At 61.9% G+C, this 22963-nt stretch carries 17 protein-coding genes; 12 read left to right on the forward strand and 5 right to left on the reverse strand.

The window, feature by feature from the left end; translation table 11 throughout:
* Positions 1-4 precede the first annotated feature (4 nt).
* The 3 genes from nirB to cobA are packed head-to-tail and all read left to right on the forward strand — an operon-like array spanning position 5 to position 7529.
* Entirely contained in the window at positions 5-4069 is a 4065-nt protein-coding gene (nirB, locus tag FJW00_RS17630; protein ID WP_140925150.1) for a nitrite reductase large subunit NirB, read from the forward strand.
* The gene (locus tag FJW00_RS17635) at positions 4066-6684 is read left to right on the forward strand and encodes a nitrate reductase (RefSeq protein WP_140925152.1); all 2619 of its coding nucleotides are present in this window, start codon (positions 4066-4068) and stop codon (positions 6682-6684) included. The genes nirB and FJW00_RS17635 overlap by 4 nt, the downstream gene beginning before the upstream one ends.
* Complete coding sequence (cobA, locus tag FJW00_RS17640; RefSeq protein WP_140925154.1) at positions 6684-7529, forward strand: uroporphyrinogen-III C-methyltransferase; 846 nt, start codon at positions 6684-6686, stop codon at positions 7527-7529. Before FJW00_RS17635 ends, cobA begins: the two co-directional genes overlap by 1 nt.
* 193 nt (positions 7530-7722) lie before the next feature.
* Here the strand turns inward: cobA and FJW00_RS17645 are convergent, their stop codons facing one another.
* Positions 7723-8076 carry a DUF6404 family protein gene (locus tag FJW00_RS17645; RefSeq protein WP_140925156.1) on the reverse strand — a complete coding sequence of 118 codons (354 nt, stop codon included), beginning with the start codon at positions 8074-8076 and terminating at the stop codon, positions 7723-7725.
* Between the two features lie 14 nt (positions 8077-8090).
* Complete coding sequence (locus FJW00_RS17650) at positions 8091-8903, reverse strand: DeoR/GlpR family DNA-binding transcription regulator (RefSeq protein WP_046101701.1); 813 nt, start codon at positions 8901-8903, stop codon at positions 8091-8093.
* Between the two features lie 352 nt (positions 8904-9255).
* Here FJW00_RS17650 and FJW00_RS17655 point away from each other — a divergent pair, with 352 nt between their 5' ends.
* The 8 genes from FJW00_RS17655 to FJW00_RS17690 all read left to right on the forward strand — a co-directional run bounded on the left by FJW00_RS17655 (position 9256) and on the right by FJW00_RS17690 (position 18230).
* Positions 9256-10053: a GolD/DthD family dehydrogenase gene (locus tag FJW00_RS17655; protein WP_009090586.1), complete on the forward strand. Its 798-nt coding sequence runs from the start codon at positions 9256-9258 to the stop codon at positions 10051-10053.
* A 55-nt stretch (positions 10054-10108) separates the two neighbouring features.
* Positions 10109-11044, forward strand: coding sequence for a D-ribose ABC transporter substrate-binding protein (locus tag FJW00_RS17660; RefSeq protein WP_140925158.1), 936 nt, complete (start codon positions 10109-10111; stop codon positions 11042-11044).
* 45 nt (positions 11045-11089) lie between these two features.
* Positions 11090-11701, forward strand: a complete 612-nt coding sequence (locus FJW00_RS17665; RefSeq protein WP_140925160.1) for a DUF2291 family protein — start codon at positions 11090-11092, stop codon at positions 11699-11701.
* 10 nt (positions 11702-11711) lie between these two features.
* Entirely contained in the window at positions 11712-13238 is a 1527-nt protein-coding gene (locus FJW00_RS17670; protein WP_140925162.1) for a sugar ABC transporter ATP-binding protein, read from the forward strand.
* A 17-nt stretch (positions 13239-13255) separates the two neighbouring features.
* The gene (locus FJW00_RS17675) at positions 13256-14323 is read left to right on the forward strand and encodes an ABC transporter permease (protein WP_009090581.1); all 1068 of its coding nucleotides are present in this window, start codon (positions 13256-13258) and stop codon (positions 14321-14323) included.
* 11 nt (positions 14324-14334) lie between these two features.
* A complete protein-coding gene (locus tag FJW00_RS17680) occupies positions 14335-15132 on the forward strand; it encodes a glucose 1-dehydrogenase (protein ID WP_058956587.1) in 798 nt (265 codons plus the stop codon).
* Positions 15133-15302: 170 nt separating this feature from the next.
* Positions 15303-16730: a YchO/YchP family invasin gene (locus tag FJW00_RS17685; protein ID WP_140925164.1), complete on the forward strand. Its 1428-nt coding sequence runs from the start codon at positions 15303-15305 to the stop codon at positions 16728-16730.
* Positions 16731-16907: 177 nt separating this feature from the next.
* Positions 16908-18230, forward strand: a complete 1323-nt coding sequence (locus FJW00_RS17690; protein WP_140925167.1) for a methyl-accepting chemotaxis protein — start codon at positions 16908-16910, stop codon at positions 18228-18230.
* Positions 18231-18320: 90 nt separating this feature from the next.
* On the opposite strand, the gene FJW00_RS17695 is transcribed toward FJW00_RS17690, so the two are convergent.
* From FJW00_RS17695 to FJW00_RS17705, 3 genes are all read right to left on the reverse strand, one after another.
* A complete protein-coding gene (locus FJW00_RS17695; RefSeq protein ID WP_111207460.1) occupies positions 18321-18521 on the reverse strand; it encodes a hypothetical protein in 201 nt (66 codons plus the stop codon).
* 102 nt (positions 18522-18623) lie between these two features.
* Complete coding sequence (locus FJW00_RS17700) at positions 18624-19103, reverse strand: MarR family winged helix-turn-helix transcriptional regulator (RefSeq protein ID WP_255461685.1); 480 nt, start codon at positions 19101-19103, stop codon at positions 18624-18626.
* 321 nt (positions 19104-19424) lie between these two features.
* Complete coding sequence (locus FJW00_RS17705; RefSeq protein ID WP_140925169.1) at positions 19425-20969, reverse strand: methyl-accepting chemotaxis protein; 1545 nt, start codon at positions 20967-20969, stop codon at positions 19425-19427.
* A 407-nt stretch (positions 20970-21376) separates the two neighbouring features.
* Here FJW00_RS17705 and FJW00_RS17710 point away from each other — a divergent pair, with 407 nt between their 5' ends.
* Positions 21377-22948 (forward strand): putative bifunctional diguanylate cyclase/phosphodiesterase, encoded by a 1572-nt coding sequence (locus FJW00_RS17710; protein WP_140925171.1) that lies wholly within the window; start codon positions 21377-21379, stop codon positions 22946-22948.
* The last annotated feature ends 15 nt before the right edge of the window (positions 22949-22963 follow it).

Consider the following 22963-nt stretch of genomic DNA (forward strand, 5'->3'; position numbering starts at 1 on the left):
GACCATGAGGCAACGGTTGCTGGTGATAGGCAATGGCATGGCGGGGATGCAGATGGTGGAGCGGCTGGTGCAGCGTGCGCCGCAGCGCTTTGCTATCACGGTCATTGGCCGCGAGCCGCACGGCAACTACAACCGCGTGCTGCTCTCGCCGGTGCTGGCCGGGGAAATGGTATTCGATGAAACCCTGATCCATGACCCTGACTGGTATCAGCGGCACGGCGTCACGCTGCTGAGCGGTGAAACCGTGCTGCAGATCGACCTGGCGGCCCGCACGCTGCAGACCTGTCAGCGCCAGCTTGGCTGGGATCGGCTGGTGTTTGCCACCGGATCACGGCCGCGCCGGCCTGCGATCCCCGGCATTGAGGGCGATAACGTCGTGACGTTTCGCAGTATTGCAGATGTCCGGCAGCTGCTGGCGGGTGAGGGGCCAATCGTGGTGCTGGGTGGCGGCTATCTCGGGATTGAAGCCGCGGCGGCGCTGCGCGCCCGGGGACGGGCGGTGACGCTGGTTCATCACAAGCCCTGGCTGCTGGATCGTCAGCTGGATGCTCAGGCGGGCGGGCAGCTACAGGCGGCTCTGGAGCAGCGCGGTATCCGCTGTCTGCTGAACAACGGCATTGCGGCCATCGGCAAAGCAGATGTGACGCTGACGGATGGCCAGCGCTGCGCCGCCCGTCAGGTGGTGATCGCCATCGGCGTTGAGCCGGAGGTGACGCTGGCCAGGGCGGCGGGGCTGCCCTGTCAGCGCGGCATTCTGGTCGATGGCCAGCTGCGCAGCGCGGTCAGCGGGGTGTATGCCGTGGGCGAGTGTTGTGAACACCAGGGTGAAACCCTGGGGCTGGTGGCCCCCTGCCTGGCGCAGGCTGAGATTCTGGCGGCGCAGCTGGCGGGATCGCCGCAGCCCGATTTCGTCAGTCAGCCGCTGGCGACCCGGCTCAAAGTCAGCGGCATTTCGCTGTTCAGCGCCGGGGATATCAGTGAGGGGGAATCCCTCCACAGTTTCGATCCGCTTTCCGGCGACTATCGCCGTCTGTTTCTTCGCCAGGGCCGCCTGCGCGGGGTGCTGCTCTCTGGCGACACCCGGCAGGGCCCGGCACTGCTGGCGCGTCTGCAGCGGGGCGAGGCGGTCACGCTTAACGCCCTGTTCGACCCCGATCAACCTGAACCGCAGCCGCAGGCTGCAGAGAGTCCTGAGATGAGTAAACCCGTATTAGCCGTGGTCGGTCACGGTATGGTCAGTCACTACTTTCTTGAGCAACTCGTTGCCCGCCAGCTGCATCAGCATTACCACATCGTGGTGTACGGCGAGGAGTTGCAGCCAGCCTACGATCGGGTTCATCTCTCCGACTACTTCAGCGGCAAAGCGGCGGATGCGCTGTCGCTGGTCAGCGCAGACTTTTTTGCCCTGCAGGGGATTGAACTGCGCAGCGGCTGTCAGGTGGTGGCAATCGATCGGGCGCAGCGCAGCCTGCGCGACAGCGCGGGCAATGAGCTGGCGTGGGACAGGCTGGTGCTGGCAACCGGTTCACGCGCGTTTGTGCCGCCGGTGCCGGGCCACGATGGCGACCGCTGCTTTGTCTACCGCACCCTGGACGATCTGGATGCAATCGCCGCCTGCGCCCGCCACAGTCAGCGCGGTGTGGTGATCGGCGGCGGCCTGCTCGGTCTGGAGGCGGCCAACGCCCTGAAGCAGCTCGGGCTGGAAACCCACGTGGTGGAGTTCGCGCCACGGCTGATGGCGGTGCAGCTGGATGAGGGCGGGGCGCTGATGCTGCGCCAGAAGATCGATGCGCTGGGCGTCACGGTTCACACCTCGAAGCAGACCGACATCATTGAGCCGCAGCCGGACGGCAGCGTGGTGCTGCGGTTTGCCGACGGCAGCGCGCTGCCCACCGATCTGGTGCTCTTCTCCGCCGGTATCCGGCCGCGGGATGAGCTGGCGCGGGAGGCGGGCCTGACGCTCGGCCCCCGCGGCGGCATTGAAATTAACGACTGCTGCCAGACCAGCGATGCGGCGATCTTTGCCATTGGCGAATGCGCCTTGTGGAACGGGCAGATTTTCGGGCTCGTCGCCCCCGGTTACCAGATGGCACGGGTGCTTGCCGGACATCTGGCTGGAGAGCCTGCGGCCTTCAGCGGTGCCGACATGAGCACAAAACTGAAGCTGCTGGGGGTGGAGGTGGCGTCGTTCGGCGACGCGCACGGGCGCACGCCGGGCAGCCAGCACTATTACTGGAGTGATGGCCCTAAAGGCATCTACAAAAAGATCGTGGTCTCCGCGGATAACACCCGGCTGCTGGGGGGCGTGCTGGTGGGCGACAGCAGTGAGTACACCTCGCTGCTGCAGATGATGCTCAATGCATTGCCGCTGCCCGCAACCCCGGAAAGCCTGATCCTGCCTGCACTGGGCGGTGCGCCGAAAGCGCCCGGCGTCGCGGCGCTGCCCGACAGTGCGCAGGTCTGCTCCTGCCACAACGTCAGCAAGGGCGATATCTGTGCGGCGGTTCAGGCCGGATGCGGGGAGATGAGTAGTATCAAAAGCTGCACCCGAGCCGCCACCGGCTGCGGCGGCTGCGCGGCACTGGTGAAGCAGGTCATGGAGTATGAACTGGAAAACCTCGGCGTCGAGGTGAAGAAGGATGTCTGTGACCATTTCAGCTATTCGCGTCAGGAGCTGTATCACCTGGTGCGGGCGGGGGAGTTCAGAACCTTCGATGCGCTGCTGGCGTCTCACGGCAAAGGCCAGGGCTGCGAAGTGTGCAAACCGCTGGTGGCGTCGCTGCTCGCTTCCTGCTGGAACGACTACCTGCTCAGACCGGCGCATCTGCCGTTGCAGGACACCAACGATCGCTACTTCGCCAACATCCAGAAAGATGGCACCTACTCCGTCGTGCCGCGCGTGCCGGGGGGCGAAATCACGCCGCAGGGGCTGATTGCCATTGGTGAGGTGGCGGCGCGCTACGATCTCTACACCAAAATCACCGGCGGCCAGCGTATCGACCTGTTTGGCGCGCGGCTCGACCAGCTGCCCGACATCTGGCAGACGCTGCTCGACGCCGGGTTTGAAACCGGTCACGCCTATGGTAAGTCGCTGCGCACCGTGAAGTCCTGCGTCGGATCGACCTGGTGTCGCTATGGCGTGCAGGACTCGACCGCCTTCGCTATCGCCCTGGAGAACCGCTACAAGGGACTGCGCGCGCCGCACAAGATCAAGATGGCGGTTTCCGGCTGCACCCGCGAATGCGCCGAGGCGCAGAGCAAGGATATCGGGGTGATCGCCACCGACAAGGGCTGGAACCTCTACGTCTGCGGCAATGGCGGCATGAAGCCGCGTCACGCCGACCTCTTCGCCAGCGATCTCGATGATGCCACGCTGCTGCGCTATGTGGATCGCCTGCTGATGTTCTACATCCGCACCGCCGATCGTCTGCAGCGTACCAGCGTCTGGATGGACAATCTGGAGGGCGGTCTGGACTATCTGCGGCAGGTGATCATCGAGGATAGCCTCGGGCTGGGCGCGACGCTGGAGGCGGAGATGCAGCAGGTGGTCGACGCTTACCAGTGCGAGTGGCAGACCACGCTGGCGGACCCGTCGCGCCTGGCGCTGTTCACCCCAACCCTCAACAGCGCGCAGCCGGATGAGACGCTGCACTACAGCCGGGTTCGCGGTCAGCGTCAGCCTGAAGCGGTGGCCGCGCGGCCGCTGTTACAGCTGCCTGCCGAGCCGTGGAGTGCCATCTGCGCGCTGGAGGCGATTCCGCCTCAGGCGGGGATCGGTGCGCGCCTCGGCAGCGAACGGGTGGCCCTGTTCCGCTTTGGCGAGACGCTCTATGCGCTGGAGGATCGCGAGCCCGGCAGCGATGCCAGCGTGCTGTCGCGCGGGATTCTGGGCGATGTGGGCGGCGAACCGGTGGTGATCTCCCCGCTCTATAAACAGCGGGTGCGGCTGCGTGACGGACAGAGCCTGGATAACCCGCAGCATCAGCTGCGCTGCTGGCCGGTGAAGCTGGAAGCGGGGCAGATCTGGCTGGCAAACCGTCCGCTTAACCCGCTGGCGCAGGCATCATGAACAGCACCTGTCCCTATTGTGGCGTGGGCTGTGGCGTCTGCGTCACGCCGCAGGAGTCGCAGCAGGCCGTTGTCACCGGCGATCCGCACCATCCTGCCAGTCTGGGCCGGTTATGCGTCAAGGGCGCGGCGCTGGGCGAGACGCTGACGCCGGAAGGCCGGTTGCTGACGGCCAGGGTCGACGGCCAGCCGGTCAGCCTGGTCTCCGCGCTCGATGCGGCGGCGGCGGGGCTGCGCGCGGTAATCGATCGCTATGGGCCGGAGGCGGTAGCGTTTTACGGCTCCGGTCAGCTGCTGACCGAGGATTACTACGTCGCCAATAAACTGATGAAGGGCTACATCGGCGCCGCCAACATCGACACCAATTCGCGGCTCTGTATGGCGTCCGCCGTGGTGGGATATAAGCGGGCGCTGGGCGCGGACGCAGTGCCCTGCTGTTATGAGGATCTGGAGCAGGCCGATCTGGTGCTGCTGGTCGGCTCTAACGCCGCCTGGGCGCACCCGGTCGTCTGGCAGCGGCTGATGCAGGCGAAGCAGCTGCGTCCGGCGATGCGCATCGTGGTGCTGGACCCGCGCCGGACCGCGAGCGGCGATCAGGCTGATCTGCACCTGCCGCTGCGTCCCGGCAGCGATGCGGTGCTGTTTTCCGGCCTGCTGCACTGGCTGGCACAGACGAAGGGTCTGGATGCCAGCATGCTGCCGCACCTCAACGGCGTCTCAGAGACGCTGGCCGCGGCGGCGGCGTGGGATGTGGTTCGGGTGGCGGTGGAGTGCGATTTAACCGTGCAGCAGGTGACGCACTTTTTCCGGCTGTTCAGTGAGCACGATCGGGTGCTGACGCTCTGGTGTATGGGGATCAATCAGTCCGTCACCGGCAGCGACAACAATCAGGCCATCCTCAATCTGCATCTGCTGAGCGGCAAAATAGGCCGCTCGGGCTGCGGTCCCTTTTCGCTGACCGGACAGCCAAATGCCATGGGTGGCCGCGAGGTGGGCGGGCTGGCGAACCAGCTGGCGGCGCACATGACGTTTACCGCAGAAGATTGCGACCGGGTGCAGCGTTTCTGGCGCAGTCCGGTGATAGCCCGCCAGCCGGGGCTGACCGCGCTGGAACTGTTCAGGGCGATCGGGGAGGGCAGCGTGAAAGCGGTGTGGATAATGGGGACCAACCCGGCGGTGTCGATGCCTGAGGGCAACCGGGTGGCGCAGGCGCTGGCGGCCTGTCCGCTGGTGATTGTGTCCGATGTGATGGCGCAGACTGACACCAGCGCCTTTGCCGATATCCTGCTGCCTGCCCAGGGCTGGGGCGAGAAGAGTGGCACCGTGACCAACTCAGAGCGGCGGATTTCACGTCAGCGCCCTTTCGTCAGCGCACCGGGTGATACCCGGCCAGACTGGTGGCTGCTGGCTCAGGTGGCGCAGCGGTTAGGGTTCAGTGAGGGGTTTAACTGGCAGCATCCGTCGGAGATCTTCCGCGAACATGCTGCGCTGTCCGGTTTTGAGAACGGGGGGCAGCGGGCATTCGATATCAGCGGGCTGGCGCAGCTGAGTCAGGCGGAGTGGGACGCGCTGCGTCCGGTGCAGTGGCCGGTAAACGCTGACCACCCCCGGGGCTGCGCCCGGCTGTTCAGCGATCGGCGCTTTTTTCATCCGGACGGTAAAGCGCAGTTACGGGTGCCGGCAACGCCGCACGCTGTGCCGCGTGATGCGGCTTATCCGCTGCTGATGAACAGCGGTCGGGTGCGCGACCAGTGGCATACCATGACCCGGACCGGGCTGGTGCCGCGCCTGATGCAGCATTGTGATGAGCCGTTTGCGGCACTGCATCCGGCGGATGCCGTGCAGTATGGTGTGACGCCGGGCGGGCTGGCGCGGGTGCAGTCGCAGCAGGGCTGGATCAGCGTGCGGGTGCGTGCGGATGCCGGGATGCGGCGCGGCGAGCTGTTTGTGCCGATGCACTGGAACCGGCAGTTCAGTCAACAGGGGCACGTTGACATGCTGGTTGCCGCCCGGGCCTGTCCTTTTTCCGGGCAGCCTGCGCTGAAGCAGACGCCCGTGCGCATCCTGCCGCTGGCGGTGCAGTGGCAGGGCTGGCTGTGGCAGCGTGGGATGACGCCGCCCGCCGGATTGCGTTACTGGGCGCGCGTGCCCTACCCGGCGGTGCAGCGGTTTGCGGTGGCGGGCGAGGGTTCGCCGCAGGCGTGGCTGGCCGATCATGCGGATCTGACCGGTTGTGAGGTGCAGGTCGCCACCGGCAGCGGCAGTGACTACCGGCTGCTGGCCTGGCGCGACGGCGCGTTGCAGCTGGCGTTTTACGCCGGCACAGCGCAGCCGGCGCTGGAGAGTGCGTTTGTCGCGGCGGCCTTCCGGACTGCCCCGCAGGATGCGGCCGGGCGGCACAGCGTGCTGGCCGGTCGGGCCGCAGAGGGCAGGGCGACGGGCCGGATAATCTGCAGCTGTATGGCGGTGGGTGAGCAGGCGATTTTACAGGCGATGGCGCAGGGGTGCCGGTCGACTCAGGCGCTGGGCGAGAGGCTGAAGTGCGGCACACAGTGCGGCTCCTGTATTCCGGAGCTGAAGCAGCTGTTGTTGTCTGACGTGGTGGTGGAGGAATGATGACGCGGGCAATTGATTCTCTGGATAAGTTACTGGCTCCGGCCGGTGCGGGCGGGCAGGCGGGCAGGGTCTGGCTGGTCGGGGCCGGGCCGGGTGATGTGGATCTGCTGACGGTGAAGGCATTGCGGTTGCTGCAGCGTGCGGAGGTGGTGGTGTATGACCGGTTGGTGAGCGAAGCGGTGATGGCGGAGGTGCCGGAGAGCGCGTTGTCGATTGACGTGGGCAAGCAGCCGGGCGCGCATGGGCTGAAGCAGGCGCAGATCAACCAGCTACTGGTGGATCTGGCGCGCAGCGGGCGCAACGTGATCCGGCTGAAAGGCGGCGATCCCTTTATTTTTGGTCGCGGTGGCGAGGAGATGGTGAGCCTGCAGCAGGCCGGGATCCGTTGTGAGGTGGTGCCGGGGATTACGGCGGCGGTGGGCTGTGCGGCGGCCAGCGGCATCCCGCTAACGCACCGGGAATGCGCACAGTCGTTGCGGTTGATTACCGGGCATGGGCGGCTGGGCGAGCCGCAGCTGGATGCGGCTGCGCTGGCGGCGGTGAATGAGACGCTGGTGTTCTATATGGGGCTGAGCTGGAGTGCCTCGATCAGTGCGCAGCTCCAGGCAAACGGGCGCGACAGGGAGACGCCGGTGGCGATTATCGAGAAGGGGACCCGGCCGGATCAGCGGGTGCTGATCACTACCCTGGGCGGGCTGGCGGAGACGGTGGCGCAGGCGCAGCCGGTGTCGCCGTCGCTGCTGATGGTAGGAGACGTCGTGCGGTTTTACCGGGCAGATTTGCAGGAGCAGGGCGTTGTGCGTGCAGCAGGTGCAGGCGCAGGCGCAGGCTGGAGCGGGCTGTGAGGGCGGTGCGTCGTGCAGGAAAGGCCTGCCTGATCGCAAAGGATTCCCGCCTCCCTGCGGACTGGGCTCGCCCTCCCTGGCTCGCACACTTTGCTCTTCAGGCAGGCCTTACCTGCCCGGCTGACGACGGTGCGGGGTTTAACGACACCGGCCGGACGATGTGCGGGCGCTGGCTGGAGGCATCTGTGATGCTTTATAACGATTTCCACGCGGGCAGCCTGAAGACCCTTTTGCGCCATGCATGAAACAGCGCTAGAGGCAGACCAAAAAGAACGCCAGCGGCCAGATCAGGGATCAATAAAACGCGATATACATTAAGGTCAGGTAGTGCAGGGAAGATAAGAACAGCTGGCACGAATAGTATGGCCATCCCACCGAAAAACAGAAAATTAAACCAGAAAGGACAGAAAGTTGGTGGAGGAAGAGGAATCTTCATCTTCCACAACAGGCGATACAAAGGAGGTGCATAGTGGCTGCGCCACATTTTTGTTTCGGCCAGCAGGGCTAACGCCCGCGCTTTCTTTCGCTCAAAAGTCGTCTCTTTCATTGCGTGCTAATCCGTTACATCGCCCGTTTCATGGGCAGAGGGGCCACCAGCACTTTCACGCCCAGCGCTTCGAACGCGCTGACCTGAGCGGGGCTGATGCCGCTGTCGGTAATCAGATAGTGAATGTGGCTCCAGTCGCAGGGCAGCGCAAACATCGATACTTTGTCAATTTTGCTCGAATCGGCGACCACGTAAACCGTGCTGGCCGATTTGATCATCGCCAGTTTTACCTTGATGTCGGTTTCACTGGGGAAGCTCAGGCCGAGACGCGGCGAAATGCAGGCGGTGGCCAGAAAGAGTTTTTCAGCCAGCACGTTCTCAAAGAAACTGGCCGCTTTTTCGCCAGAGGTGGAGAGCGTCGGAAATTTAAAGGTGCCCCCGGTGAGCAGGATGTTGATCCCCGGCTCGCCACCCAGCTTCAGGGCGATATTCACCGCGGTCGTTACCACGGAGAGACGCCGGATGTGGCTGAGGGCATCAGTGATGGCCGTGGTGGTGGTGCCGGAATCGAAAATCACCGTATCCCCATTTTCGATGTGCTGCGCCGCCAGTCGGCCAATTGCCTCTTTCTCTTCCAGATGTGTCTGCCGCTCCAGCAGCATTGCACCGCTGTTCTGTTTACCGGTCATCAGGGTCGCGCCGCCGTGATAGCGCTGTACAAACCCCTGTTTTTGCAGCATACGCAGGTCGCTGCGCAGGGTGGCCTCCGTCAGCCCAAAGGTCTCCGTCAGGGCTTTAACCGTGACGGTGCCATCCTCACGGATCATCTCCAGAATTTTCTCGCGGCGTTGCTGCATGTCAGCGAACTGCTCACTTTTGCTTTTCAATCGAAATGCTCCCTTTTCCAGTGACCTGCCGGGTCGGGCGAACAGGCTCTTTATGGCTGAGTTTAACGCGCCCTTTTTCTGAATGCGAGATAGCCCGGCGCGCCATTGATTTTCGAATGAAAATAAAAAGCAGACAGGTTGTTGAATCTCTCACGCTTTCCGGATCGCGCCTGTCAGGCTTTATTTCACTACTGCAAGCCAGATCACGCCTTTTCAATCAGATAAGCGGCGCGGGCTGTGAGATGGTCGAAATTTGATCTGCTCCACATATCATTTCTTTTCGATAGCATATATTTTTGTTCGAAAATGAGTAGGCCAACGGCATCAGCAAAAATCTGAGGGGAAGAGTGGGATGAGTGGTGAATATGACGTAAACCTGCGCTACGGCGTGGATACCGCCCTGAATCTGGGTGACAAAGTGGCCGTCGTGACCGGCGGGCTGGGCGGGATTGCGATGGCCACCAACGGCATGCTGCTGGAGAAGGGCGCGCGTCTGGCACTGCTCTATCCGCCGTTTGAAGCGGAGAAGGTTGCCAGTCTGCAGAAGGACTTTGCCGCTGACCGGGTCCGGTTTGTCTGCTGTGACGTCACCGACCCCGCCTCTGTCGACGCCGCCTTTGAGACGGTGGTTGCCCACTATGGCCGCATCGACATTCTGGTGAACTGCGCAGGCTACGTGATGTTGCAGCCAGTGGTGGAGACTGACTTTGCCGAGTGGCAGAAGCAGATCGCCGTCAACCTCACCGGGCCTTTTCTCTGCTCACAGGCGGCTGCACGACAGATGATCCGGGCGGGTGCGGGCGGCAAAATTATCAATATCGCCTCGCAGGCTGCCTCGATCGCTATCGACAACCATGTCGCCTACACCTCAGCCAAAGCGGGCCTGCTCGGCATGACCAAAGTCATGGCGAAAGAGTTTGCCCCGCATCGTATCAACGTAAACACCCTGTCGCCCACCGTGGTGCTGACGCCAATGGGCGAAAAAGCGTGGCGCGGCGAGAAGGGCGAGCAGATGAAAAAGCTGATCCCGCTGGGACGCTTTGCCTACACCGACGAGATCGCCGCCGCCGTGCTCTTTTTCGCCAGCAACGGCAGCGACATGATTACCGGCGCGGACCTGATGATCGATGGGGGCTTCACCATCTGGTAACGCCACGCTGACACCCGGGAATGAACACCCTGACATAACGATAAGCGAGAACATCATGAAAAACCGTACCCTGCTGTGTAGTGCCGTGGCTGCCTGTCTGGTTTCGCAGGCGGCGTTTGCCGCCGAAAAAGGCACCATTATGATCCTGGTTAACTCACTCGATAATCCCTATTACGCGTCAGAGGCCAAAGGGGCCAATGTCAAAGCGCAGGAGCTGGGCTACAAAACCACCGTGCTGTCGCATGGTGAAGATGTGAAGAAGCAGAGCGAACTGATCGACGCCGCGATTGGTAAAAAAGTGCAGGGTATCGTGCTCGATAACGCTGACTCCACTGCCAGCGTGGCGGCCATTAAAAAAGCCAAAGATGCCGGGATCCCGGTGGTACTGATCAACCGTGAAATTCCGGTGGATGACGTGGCGCTGGCCCAGATCACCCACAACAACTTTCAGGCCGGCTCAGACGTGGCCAACGTCTTCGTGGAAAAGATGGGTGAAAAGGGTAAGTACGCCGAACTCGCCTGCAACCTGGCGGATAACAACTGCGTGACACGCTCGAAATCGTTCCATCAGGTGCTGGATCAATATCCCGACATGCAGAGCGTGGCGCGTCAGGATGCCAAAGGCACGCTGATCGACGGCAAGCGCATCATGGACAGCATCCTGCAGGCGCACCCGGATGTAAAAGGGGTCATCTGTGGCAACGGTCCGGTGGCGCTGGGGGCGATTGCGGCACTGAAAGCGGCGGGGCGTGACGATGTGATTGTGGTCGGAATTGACGGCAGCAACGACGAACGCGATGCGGTGAAAGCCGGCACGCTGAAAGCCACCGTCATGCTGCAGGCGCAGGCGATTGCCGCCGAAGGGGTGACCGATCTCGACAACTTCATTCAGAAAGGAGTGAAGCCGGAAAAACAGCGGGTGATGTTCCGCGGCATTCTGATCACCCCGGAGAATGCCAAAGGCGTTCAGGACTTCAACTACAAGTCGTAATTAACCGCTGCCGCGCCTGCGCTGGCGGGCGCCTGGGAGAAGAAGATGTCCCGAAGAGTCTGGCTGACACTGGTGGTCACGCTGCTGAGTGGCTGCCGAATTGTGTCGCAGCAGGAGCTGGCTGACCTGAAAAATCCCCCTAACCCGAAGATGGCTGATATTGACCAGCTCTGGCAGCAGAAGCTGGTGCCGCAGCTCCAGGCGGAGGCGCGGCCCGTGTCAGCGCTGCTCACCGCAATGCGGTCAGCCAAAGATTTTGACACTGCCTGTCAGACCGACGGCTATCGCACTCAGGCGGAGAATCCCTGCATCTTCAGCGTCTCGGTACAGGGCGATGTCACGGCAGTCAACACCACCTCACGCAGCGGAAAGATGACCGTAAAGGATGAATCAGGTGACAGTGTCACTATTCAGATCGGGCCGATCATCCGTGGCACCGCGCTGCGTGATGGCTACCGGGGCGCGGGTTATCAGGATTTTAACGACCAGGTGCTGTTCGGAGACTTCGGCAAGGCGATTAATCAGCACGCCTCGCAGATGATGCAGCAGTTCGCGCCGAAGGTGGGCGATAAGGTGAAGGTGACCGGCGTGTTCAGCAGCTGGGACATTCCGCAACAGCTGCCGGATATCACCCCGGCCGCCATTTCCCGGCAATAAGGAGCGGCAGATGCAGCAACCTCAACAGCCCGGCGATGTAATTATTGAAACGCGCAACCTGTCGTGTCTTTACCCCGGCGTAACCGCACTCGATCAGGTCAACTACCGGGTTTACCGCAACAAAGTGAATGTCCTGATCGGCGAGAACGGCGCCGGGAAGTCCACCATGATGAAGATGCTGGCCGGCGTAGAGACCCCCTCGTCGGGCGAGATTCTGCTGGATGGCCGGCCGGTGTCGCTTCACTCCACCCAGCAGGCGGAGAAACAGGGGATCAGCATCATTTTTCAGGAGCTGAACCTGTTTCCCAACATGAACGTCATGGACAACATCTTTATCGCCAACGAGTTTTTCCAGCGCGGGGTGATCAACGAGAAGTATCAGTATGCGCTGGCGAAGTCGCTGCTGGAGCGGCTGCAGCTGGATGTCGATCCCTTTGCGCCGCTGGGCGAGCTGGGTATCGGTCATCAGCAACTGGTGGAAATCGCCCGGGCGCTCTCCAAGGATACCCGGGTGCTGATCATGGACGAGCCGACCAGCGCGCTCAGCCAGTCGGAGGTGAAAGTGCTGTTCAGCGTCATTGAGCAGCTCAAGCGGCGCGGCGTCACCATTATCTACATCTCCCACCGGCTGGAGGAGCTGATGGAGATCGGCGATCACATCACGATTTTCCGCGATGGCCGCTTTATCAGTGAGCGCGAGGTGCGCGACGCCAGCGTGCCGTGGATTATCGCGCAGATGGTGGGCGACCGGAAAAAACAGTTCGACTTTCAGCCTGCCCCACAGGGGGAAACCGTGCTGGAGGTGGAGGAGCTGACTGCCCTGCATCAGAACGGAGGCTACAGGCTGAATGCGGTGAGTTTTACGCTGCGCAAGGGGGAGGTGATCGGCATCTATGGCCTGCTCGGCGCCGGTCGGACAGAACTGTTTAAAGGGCTGATTGGCCTGATGCCCTGCCAGTCGGGCCGGGTGCGGCTGGCGGGCCGCGATCTGGCGAAACGCAGCTTCCAGCAGCGGCTGAAAAGCGGCATTGCGCTGGTGCCGGAGGATCGCAAAGGCGAAGGGGTGATTGAACTGATGTCGATCACCGCCAACATGACGCTCTCGGACTTCAGCCTGCGCGGCTTTCGTCGGGCGCTGGGGCGGCTCAACCCGCGTCGCGAGCAGCAGCGGGTCAGTGAGATGATCGGCCATCTGGCGATCAAAGTCAGCGATCCCGACCTGCCGGTCACCTCGCTGAGCGGCGGTAATCAGCAGAAGGTGGTGCTGGGTAAGGCGCTGATGACCGGACCGCAGGTGGTCCTGCTGGATGAGCCGACACGCGGCATCGACGTGGGCGCGAAGACCGATGTCTATCACCTGATTGGCAATCTGGCGCAGCAGGGGCTGGCGGTGATGTTCTCCTCCTCCGAACTGGATGAGGTGATGGCACTGGCGGACCGGATTTTAGTGATGGCCGATGGCCGGATAACGGCCGATCTGCCCCGCGCAGCGGCCACGCGCGAACACCTCATCGCGGCATCAACCCCGCAGGATTAAGCGGGCCGGAGAATCTGATGAACCAAAAATATCTGCTCTACATGTACCTGCTCAAAGCGCGCACCTTCATTGCGCTGCTGATCGTGGTCTGCTTTTTCAGCGTGATGGTACCGAACTTTCTCACCCCCTCTAACCTGCTGATCATGACGCAGCACGTGGCGATCACCGGGCTGCTGGCGATAGGGATGACGCTGGTGATCCTGACCGGCGGCATAGACCTCTCGGTGGGCGCGGTGGCCGGGATCTGCGGGATGGTGGCGGGCGCGCTGCTGACCAATGGCATTCCGCTATGGGGCGGCAACACGCTGTTTCTCAACGTGCCCGAAGTGATTCTGGTGGTAGCCCTCTTTGGCATCCTGGCCGGACTGATTAACGGCACGGTGATCACCCGGCTGGGCGTGGCGCCCTTTATCTGCACCCTGGGCATGATGTATGTGGCGCGGGGCGCGGCGCTGCTGTTTAACGATGGCGGCACCTACGCCAATCTGGTCGGGCTGCCCGCCCTGGGCAACACCGGCTTTGCCGTGCTGGGGTCCGGCACCCTGCTGGGCGTCTATCTGCCTATCTGGCTGATGCTCGGCTTTTTACTGCTGGGACTCTACCTGACGCGCAAAACGCCGCTGGGGCGCTATATCTATGCCACGGGCGGCAACGAGTCCGCCGCACGGCTGGCAGGGGTGCCGATCATCAAAGTTAAAATCTTTGTCTACGCCTTTTCCGGCCTCTGCGCCGGGCTGGTGGGGCTGGTGGTGGCGTCTCAGCTGCAGACCGCGCACCCGATGACCGGCAACATGTTTGAAATGGACGCCATCGGGGCCACCGTACTGGGCGGCACCGCGCTGGCGGGGGGACGCGGGCGCGTCTCCGGCTCGATTATCGGCGCTTTCGTTATCGTCTTCCTGGCGGATGGCATGGTGATGATGGGCGTCAGCGATTTCTGGCAGATGGTGATTAAAGGGCTGGTGATTGTCACGGCCGTGGTGATTGATCAGTTCCAGCAGCGTCTGCAAAGCAAAGTGGTGCTGCTGCGTCGCCATGAAAAAAAGCCGCAGCCGGCACCCCTCACTGATGTGCGTCACACGTAACAGGAGTAATGATGAACGGAAAACAGCAGGGAAAAACTGTCGTGATCACCGGTGCCTGCCGGGGGATTGGAGCTGGTATCGCCGCGCGGTTCGCCCGCGATGGGGCGCGGCTGGTGATGGTGTCCAATGCGGACCGGGTGTTTGCCACCGCCGACCAGCTGCGGCAGCAGTATGGCAGTGAGATTCTGGCGCTGCAGGCTGACGTGACCGATGAAGCCGCGGTGCAGCAGCTCTATCAGCAGGCCGCCGAACGCTTTGGTCAGATAGATGTGTCGATCCAGAATGCGGGGGTCATCACCATTGACCGGTTCGATACGCTGCCAAAAAGCGACTTTGAGCGGATTCTGGCGGTCAATACCACCGGCGTCTGGCTCTGCTGTCGTGAAGCGGCAAAATATATGGTGACGCAGCGCAGCGGCAGCCTGATCAACACCTCGTCGGGGCAGGGACGGCAGGGCTTTATCTACACGCCGCACTATGCCGCCAGCAAAATGGGGGTGATTGGCATCACGCAGAGCCTGGCGCTGGAGCTGGCCCCGTGGAACATCACGGTCAACGCCTTTTGTCCCGGTATCATTGAGAGTGAGATGTGGGATTATAACGATCGGGTCTGGGGAGCGATCCTCAGCAGCGAAAAGAAAACCTACGGCACAGGTGAGCTGATGGCGGAGTGGGTCAACAACATTCCGCTGAAGCGCGCCGGACAGCCGGAGGATGTGGCCGGACTGGTGGCCTTTCTGGCCTCCGAGGATGCGCGCTACATCACCGGTCAGACCATTAATGTGGATGGGGGTCTGATCTTCTCCTGACGGTGTCGGATGCGGCTGGCCTGCCGCGCAGGCAGGCTTTTTCAGCCAGACTTTTCTGTTATATGCACATTTTGCCGCTGCTGTCCTGCATCGCCGTCACAATATGTTAAGGTAATGATTGATAATTTGGCTTTTGTTGCAGCAACGAATCAATCAATTTACCAGGTGACATGATACGGAAAACGGGTTTTCTCGCCTTAATCACGCTGTCGCTCTCCGCGATACCCGCCGCGCACGCGTTTCAGACCGACACCGCCGTGTCAGAGACGCCATTCGACGATCCTGCGCGCTACAGCGACGCCCTGCCGACCCTCGGCAGTGTCAGCGATCAGGAGGAGGCGTGGAGCAAAAAGCTGGCGGCCGTTGCCAAAAGTATCGGCGAGGCGAGCAAAAACGACAGCAACGTCACGTTTGGCCAGCAGGCGGGCATCTGGGCGTTCAATCATCTGCGGGATGAGGTGGCCGAACGGGTAGAGAGCGAAGGGCAGTCGCTGCTGTCGCCTTATGGCACTGCACAGCTCGATCTGAAAGTGGACATGGAGGGTAACTTCACCGGCACCGGCGGCGATCTCTTCAGCGCCCTGGCCGATGAAAACAGCCTGCTCACCTTCAGCCAGCTTGGCCTGCACGAAACTGACGATGGGCTGGTCGGCAATGCCGGACTGGGCCAGCGTTGGGAGGCGGGCAACTGGCTGCTGGGTTACAACGGCTTTGTCGACCGCACCTTCAGCAGCGGTCTGCAGCGCGCCTCGGTCGGCACAGAGGCGTGGAGCGATTCGCTGCGCCTCTCCGCCAACTACTATCAGCCTCTCTCCGGCTGGAAAAACCTGAGCGATTCCCGGCAGCAGCGGATGGCGCGCGGCTATGACATCACCAGCCAGAGCTATCTGCCGTTCTACCGGCAGCTCGGCGTCTCCGTGAGCTATCAGCGCTATCTGGGGGAGAATGTCGATCTGTTTAACAGCGGCAACCGCTATCACAACCCTTCCGCCATGTCGTTTGGTCTCTCCTACACGCCGGTGCCTCTGGTGACGCTCTCCGCCACCCACAAAACCAGCAGCGCCGGCGAGAGCCAGGATCAGCTGGGTCTGAAGCTCAACTACCGTTTCGGCGTGGCGCTGCGCCGCCAGCTTGATGCCGATAACGTCGCTGAAGCGCACTCGCTGCGCGGCAGCCGCTACGATACGGTGACCCGCAGTGAGACGCCGGTGCTCGCCTTCCGTCAGCGTAAAACCCTGTCGGTCTTTCTGGCGACCCCGCCCTGGCAGCTCAGCAGTGGCGAGAGTCTGCCGCTGAAGCTGCAGGTGCGCGCCAGTTATGCTATCCGGGCGGTGAGCTGGCAGGGCGATACGCAGGCACTGAGCCTGACACCGCCTGCCAACAATGCCGATCCGCAGGGCTGGAGTGTGATCCTGCCGCAGTGGGACCCGTCACCCGATGCCAGCAACGAATATCGCCTGTCGGTAACGCTGGAGGACAGCAAACAGCAGCGCGTGACCTCGAACTGGATCACTCTGAAGATTGCGCCACCGATGCCGATGGATGACGTGTCGCAGAACGATCGCTTCGATCTGATGGCTCCCGGCGCGGCGCTGTAACCACCTCCGCGGCCTCTGCGGCGGCGTTGTCCCGCCTGCTCTGCCTGAGCCGGGCGGGGGCTGAAAAGCAGTAACATCATGTTGCAATCATCAGCCGCAACTATCGCAGCAATGGATAAGGCGTGACGGGAAAATGCCGATAACTACAGCAGTTCCCACTCCTTTTCGGATTTGCTGATGCGCCTGAATGTACTGAAAACTCTGCTTCCCTCTTTTATCCGTCAGCGTGGCCTGCACGCTGCCGCGTCGTTCACATCGCTGGGCGGTGCCATGGCCGTGATTGAGTTCACCCCGGCTGGCATTATCCGCCGGGCCAGTCCGCTGTTTCTGGCGACGATGGGATACCGGGCGGAGGAGATCATGGGTCAGCATCACCGCATGTTCTGTCCGCCTGCGCTGGTGAACTCGGCTGAATATCAGCGTTTCTGGCAGCGCCTCGCGGCAGGCGAGAGCTTCAGCGACAAATATCTGCGGCTGGCTAACGGCATGCGCCCGGTCTGGCTGGAGGCCAGCTATATTCCGGTGACCGATCGACGCGGCCGGGTGTTCAAAATCATCAAGATTGCCGCCGATATCTCAGAGAGGATGCAGTCGTCGCTGGAGAAAGAATCCATCATAAACGCGATCAGCCGCTCGATGGCGATGATCGCTTTCAGCCCTGACGGGATTGTGCTGGAGGCAAACGACAACTTTCTCCAGGCCACCGGCTATCAGGCTGCGGAGGTGGTGGGACAGCATCACCGGCTTTTCTGTTCAGCGGAACTTTCAGGGAGCGAGGAGTACCGTCAGTTCTGGGCGCGGCTGAATCAGGGGGAATTCTTTTCGGGGCAGTTTCCCCGGCTCAACCGGCGGGGCGAACCGCTCTGGCTCAGGGCGACCTACAATCCGGTCTTCAACAGCGACGGGCAGCTCGACAAAATTGTGAAGTTCGCCACCGATGTGACGGAGCAGGTGCTGCGTAATCAGCAGGAATATGACGCGGCGCTGAACGCCTGGAATATGGCGGTTCAGACGCGGGGCAGTGCGCAGGCCGGGGCCAATGTGATTGAAAACAGCATTCAGAAGATCAGCCAGATCGCTCAGGAGATGGGCGATGTGTCAGCCGATGTCTCGCGCCTCAACAGTCAGTCTGCCAGCATCGATGGCATGGTAGAAACTATCCGGCGTTTTGCTATGCAGACCCGACTGATCGCCCTCAATGCCGCCATAGAGGCGGCGCGGGCAGGCGCGTCGGGCCGCAGTTTTGCCGTCGTCGCGGCCGAGGTGCGCACCCTGGCCGCCAGCGTCAGCAGCGCGACCGAGGAGATCGAACGGGTTGTGGCGGGCAATAACGAACTGGCGCGAGAGGTGCTGCGTGGCATTGAAACGTCGCTGGCAAGTACCGGTCAGGGAGTGAGCCTGATGCGTGAGGCGGGCGAGGTTATCGCCAGCATTCAGAAAGATTCGGAGCGGGTTGAAAGCGCCGTGCGTGAGGTTGCCCGGGCGGAACACGGCGAGTAGTCGCGCATAAAAGGCGGGCTGAACAGTCCGCCGCAACAGCGGCCCGGCAGGGCCTGCATCCCGTCAGCCTGTCGTCCGGCAGCGCGTCTGTCAGCGCACGATGGCCATCACCACCCGTAATGCATGGGTATAGATATCTCTCTGGCCGTTGACGGAGCGCGCCTCCTGCTGCCGGAGAAACGCCAGGATCTCCTCCGCGCCCGCTGGCTGGCCAGACCTCAACAGGCTGGCGACCGCGTGGCCGACCACGGCATGCACCTCATCCATGTCGACCGGTTTATTCGTGCTCAAAGGCGACCCCCGCGCAACAGTGTTGCTGAATGTTTTCTGAAAGCGGTCTGCCGAAGCGATGCCGCAGGCCCGGGCTGGCCGCCGCCCTGATGTGTGCGGCCATCATGGCAACGCCTTCACTAATTTGTCCCGCAGCGTAGCGACCTGGGCTGTCAGATCGACGAGCTCATGGCAGGCCGTGTCCATCACCGAAATCATATCTGCCGGCACGCCCGCCGCCGTCACTTTAAGCTGGTGGCCCTGCTCGGTCAGGGAGACCCATACCCGGCGCTCATCCTGGCCGGTATCACGCTGGCGGCAGATCACGCCCGCACTCTCCAGCCGCTTAAGAAGCTGACTGAGCGTGCCGGAGTCGAGCCGGACGCGCGCCCCGATTTCGGAAACGGTCAGGCGATCTTTTTCCCACAGCACCAGCAGCACCAGATACTGCGGATAGGTCAGCCCCAGCGGCTTCAGCCGTGACTGATACAGTTTCGTCATCGCGAGGGAGGCGGAGTAGAGCGCAAAGCAGAGAAACTGATCGATCGTTTCCGGTGCTGCGCCAGGCGGCGTTTCACAGATCCCCGTGGTTTCATCGTTCATATGTTTACTCATTCTGAGTCGGGGACGGGGGGCGGCATCCTGATGCGTCTCCGCTGTAAGGGCACCGCAGTTGCTCCGGGTTGGCAACCCTGGCGGCCACCTCGCTTTACGCTGTCAGGCACCCGCTCTGTCGGGGGCCGTTGCGGCGGGAAGAAACCGGTTCCGTTGCCCCCGGATGGAAAGGCAAACCAGTATTGAGTCAAATTAAATTGAAGTCAACCCAACCGGCAGCCACGCCGGGTGCACAACGTGCTGAAGCGGCTGCGCGTTCAGCACGTCTCCACCCGCCACGTTCGGTGCGGCGTGGTCTGCCGGAGAGCGTTAAACCGTGAAGGTCTCGACCATGCCGCGCAGATCGCGCGCCTGGGCCAGCAGTGACTGCGAGGCTGATGAGGACTCCTCCACCAGCGCGGCGTTGTTCTGGGTAACCCCATCCATCTGACTTACCGCAACGCTGACCTGAGAGATACCCTGCATCTGCTCGCTGGAGGAGAGTGAGAGGTTGTCCATCGCATCGGCCAGTTCACCGACGCGGCTGACAATCTTCAGGATACGTTCACCCGTTCCCGCCGCGACGCTCACACCGCCTTCGACCTGCGTCACGGCCTGCTCAATCAGCTGTTTGATGTCACGGGCTGCTGTGGCGCTGCGCTGGGCCAGTGAACGGACCTCACCGGCAACGACCGCAAATCCGCGACCCTCTTCACCGGCGCGCGCCGCTTCCACGGCGGCGTTGAGCGCCAGAATATTGGTCTGGAAGGCGATCCCTTCAATCACCGCGGTGATATCCCGGACCCGGACCGCACTCAGCGAAATCTCCTGCATGGTCTGCGCCAGACGATGCACATCCGCTTCGCCGTCATGGGCCAGCATGGCTGCCTCGCGCGCAGAACCCGCTGTCTGCTGCGCGCCTGCGGCATTACTTTTCACCGTGGCGGTCAGCTGCTCCATACTGGCTGCGGTTTCCTGCAGGGCCGCGGCCTGCTCTTCGGTGCGTGAAGAGAGCTCCGTGTTACCCTGGGAAATCTCATCGGCCGCCAGCGCAACCGACGCCGAGGCGTCTTTAATCTGCGTGACCATGCTGCGCAGGTGTGTCTGCATGCTGTTCAGTGAGGCGAGCAGGCTTGTCGTGTCACCCGACCGCAGCGTGACCGGCGAGGTGAGATCACCGGCCGCGATCGCTGCCGCCAGCGTCTGCGCCTGGATCGGTTCACCGCCCAGCTGGCGCATCAGCATCCGCACAATGAATGTGCAGGTGGCGACCGCTGCCAGCAGGGAGATGACCGTCAGGATCATCAGTATGCGGGTGGTGCGACCAATGCTGTTGCCATTCTCCACGACGGTCTCCTGGCTGCTGCGCATCTCAAGCTCGGTCAGATCGTTTATCGCCTTCAGCAGGCTTTGCTGTGCCGGTCGCGCGACGTTTAACAGATAATCTGTGACCTCCTGCTGACGGTTTTCCAGTCCCAGTTTCCCCGCCGTCATCAGCGTGGAGAGGGCCGCACCCTCGCTGGACTCGATCCGGTCCATCGCTTCCCGCCCGGCCTGCCCGGCGTCCGTCTGCATCATGCGTGCCAGCGCTTCGCGGTTGCTGATGTAAAGCGCCCGCTGTTTCTGCAGGCGTTCCCACTCAGGCTGCATCGCCTTCGGATCGGTCAGCAGGGCAAGGTTGCGCACGGCAATCGCCATATCACGGACGCCGCCCCGCATATCGAGCACCGTCTGATACTTTTTCAGCCGCACATTCACCACCTCGTTCATGCCATCGCGGGCACTGTCCAGGGCGTGAATCGCTGTGCCAGCACAGATAACTAACAGCAAAATCAGTAAACCAAAACCTGCACTCAGACGCGTTGAGATTTTCATGTGTTTTTCCGGAAGGGGTCATTAGTTAAGACGGTATCGGCCGTCAGCGGCAATTCTGGAGGGTTGCTATTAACTAAATTGAGCACTATTTATTACCGTGCTATTCAGTGACTTGCCGGGAAGAAACCCCGCAGGGGGATTAATTTATCCGGTCGGACCTGTTAAAACGCCCGCCGCTGCCGATAGATCCCTGACTGGTATGAGTGATCAGTTCTGCCCCTGCCGGTCAGGAGCGATCCTCTGCCTCACTGTCACACAGCCAGTGAGAACGCCTGATTAGTACCAGGCAGAAAAAAAGGGGTCATTATTGTCAGCCACGCGCAGACCGTGTTTAACCATCACGCCCCGGTTTTTTACAGAAAAATTAAAACAACACTCTGACACCTTTCATCACCAGGAATTAACGCATGCGCCTGAAACTTTTCTGGCTCGCAATGCTGAATATTGCGACCATCTTTTTACTTTCCACATTGTGGGAATATGGGCTTGAGGCGCACCTCGCTCATCTGCTCGGCCTGAGCTATAACCTGGATTTTGAAACCAGCGAACGCTTACGGTTCATCCTGACATCGACCGCTTTCGCCGGGCTGGCGATGGTGATTCCGGCGCTGCTGATTGCGGGTCTGATCCGCAAAATGCTGCTGGCCGAAAAAAATGCGCTCAGGCTGGCCGGAACCGATGCGCTGACCGGCGTACTCAATCGCCGATCGTTCAATGCGCATATCGCCGCGCTGGATGCCTGTGGGATGCCCTATACCCTGACGCTGCTTAATATCGATGATTTCAAAACTATCAACGATCTCAACGGCCATCGTCAGGGGGACACTATCCTGGTGGCGCTCGCGTCGATGCTGACCGCGTCGGCTGGCACGGAAAGTCAGGTGTTTCGCATCGGTGGCGATGAGTTTGCCCTAGTCATGGCGGCGTCTCAGGCCGAGCAGGCGCTGGTGGAGGCCGGCAGGATCTGTGAGCATGCCTCATCCATCCGCACCGGGCCGCATACCGTTTTGCACCTCTCTGCCGGTATTGCCAGTTCTGACTGTCCGGGACAGGAGGATGTGGTGCGGGCCGCCGATCTGGCGCTCTGTGAGGCGAAGCGCAATAAAGAGGCCTGTCTGGCCCGTTTCACGCCGGATATGGCGCTGCGCTTCCTGCAGCGGGAGAAGCTGGAGCATGAGGTCGCCGCCGCCGTCAGCGGGCATGCCATCGTGCCTTTCCTGCAGCCGCTGGTTTCGCTGCGCACCGGCAACATCACCGGGTTTGAGATCCTGGCGCGCTGGATCACCGCCTCCGGTCAGACGGTGGCACCCGCGCAGTTTCTGCCCGTGGTGGAGCGGCTCGGGCTGATGGACAGCCTGACCGTGGCGCTGCTGCAGGATGCCGTCAGCGCCACGCGGGCATGGCCTGCCGGGCTCGGTCTGTCGCTGAATATCACCCCGGAGCAGCTGCTGAGACCTGCGCTGACCAACTGCCTCTCCGCCATTATGCAGCAGGCCGGGCCGGTGATGCTGGAGCTCGAAATCACTGAACAGAACGTGATGGCGATCTCCGACGATGCCCGTCAGGCGATCAGACGCCTCAGGGAGGAGGGGATTGGGGTCGTGCTGGATGATTTTGGCACCGGCTACTCCAACCTGTCGGTGCTGCTGGGGCTGGGGATTACCAAAATCAAAATCGATCAGTCGTTTATTGCCGGGATCGTCACCGGGTCGGAGCAGCGCAAGGTGGTGGAAACCCTGCTGACGCTCTGTCAGGAGCTGAACGTCATTATTACCGCAGAAGGTATTGAGGATGTCTCAACGCTGAGATGGCTGAGAAAGCGCGGTTGTGACTACGGTCAGGGCTATCTCTTCAGTCGTCCGATACCGGCTGAGCAGGCCACACTGCTGCTGGCGTCGGCGGATGCAGAGGGATTCATCCAGGAAGCCGCCGTCTCCGTTATTGAGCCAGACCCGGAGGCTCAGCTGGCACAGCGATAAAAAAACGGGCCCGGC

The sequence above is a fragment of the Pantoea anthophila genome (genome assembly GCF_006494375.1).
Classification (GTDB): domain Bacteria; phylum Pseudomonadota; class Gammaproteobacteria; order Enterobacterales; family Enterobacteriaceae; genus Pantoea; species Pantoea anthophila.

Coding starts and splice junctions, on each gene's coding strand:
- nirB (WP_140925150.1), top strand. CDS start 5: ATGAGGCAACGGTTGCTGGTGATAGGCAATGGCATGGCGGGGATGCAG.
- FJW00_RS17635 (WP_140925152.1), top strand. CDS start 4,066: ATGAACAGCACCTGTCCCTATTGTGGCGTGGGCTGTGGCGTCTGCGTC.
- cobA (WP_140925154.1), top strand. CDS start 6,684: ATGACGCGGGCAATTGATTCTCTGGATAAGTTACTGGCTCCGGCCGGT.
- FJW00_RS17645 (WP_140925156.1), bottom strand. CDS start 8,076: ATGAAAGAGACGACTTTTGAGCGAAAGAAAGCGCGGGCGTTAGCCCTG.
- FJW00_RS17655 (WP_009090586.1), top strand. CDS start 9,256: ATGAGTGGTGAATATGACGTAAACCTGCGCTACGGCGTGGATACCGCC.
- FJW00_RS17660 (WP_140925158.1), top strand. CDS start 10,109: ATGAAAAACCGTACCCTGCTGTGTAGTGCCGTGGCTGCCTGTCTGGTT.
- FJW00_RS17665 (WP_140925160.1), top strand. CDS start 11,090: ATGTCCCGAAGAGTCTGGCTGACACTGGTGGTCACGCTGCTGAGTGGC.
- FJW00_RS17670 (WP_140925162.1), top strand. CDS start 11,712: ATGCAGCAACCTCAACAGCCCGGCGATGTAATTATTGAAACGCGCAAC.
- FJW00_RS17675 (WP_009090581.1), top strand. CDS start 13,256: ATGAACCAAAAATATCTGCTCTACATGTACCTGCTCAAAGCGCGCACC.
- FJW00_RS17680 (WP_058956587.1), top strand. CDS start 14,335: ATGAACGGAAAACAGCAGGGAAAAACTGTCGTGATCACCGGTGCCTGC.
- FJW00_RS17685 (WP_140925164.1), top strand. CDS start 15,303: ATGATACGGAAAACGGGTTTTCTCGCCTTAATCACGCTGTCGCTCTCC.
- FJW00_RS17690 (WP_140925167.1), top strand. CDS start 16,908: ATGCGCCTGAATGTACTGAAAACTCTGCTTCCCTCTTTTATCCGTCAG.
- FJW00_RS17700 (WP_255461685.1), bottom strand. CDS start 19,103: ATGAACGATGAAACCACGGGGATCTGTGAAACGCCGCCTGGCGCAGCA.
- FJW00_RS17705 (WP_140925169.1), bottom strand. CDS start 20,969: ATGAAAATCTCAACGCGTCTGAGTGCAGGTTTTGGTTTACTGATTTTG.
- FJW00_RS17710 (WP_140925171.1), top strand. CDS start 21,377: ATGCGCCTGAAACTTTTCTGGCTCGCAATGCTGAATATTGCGACCATC.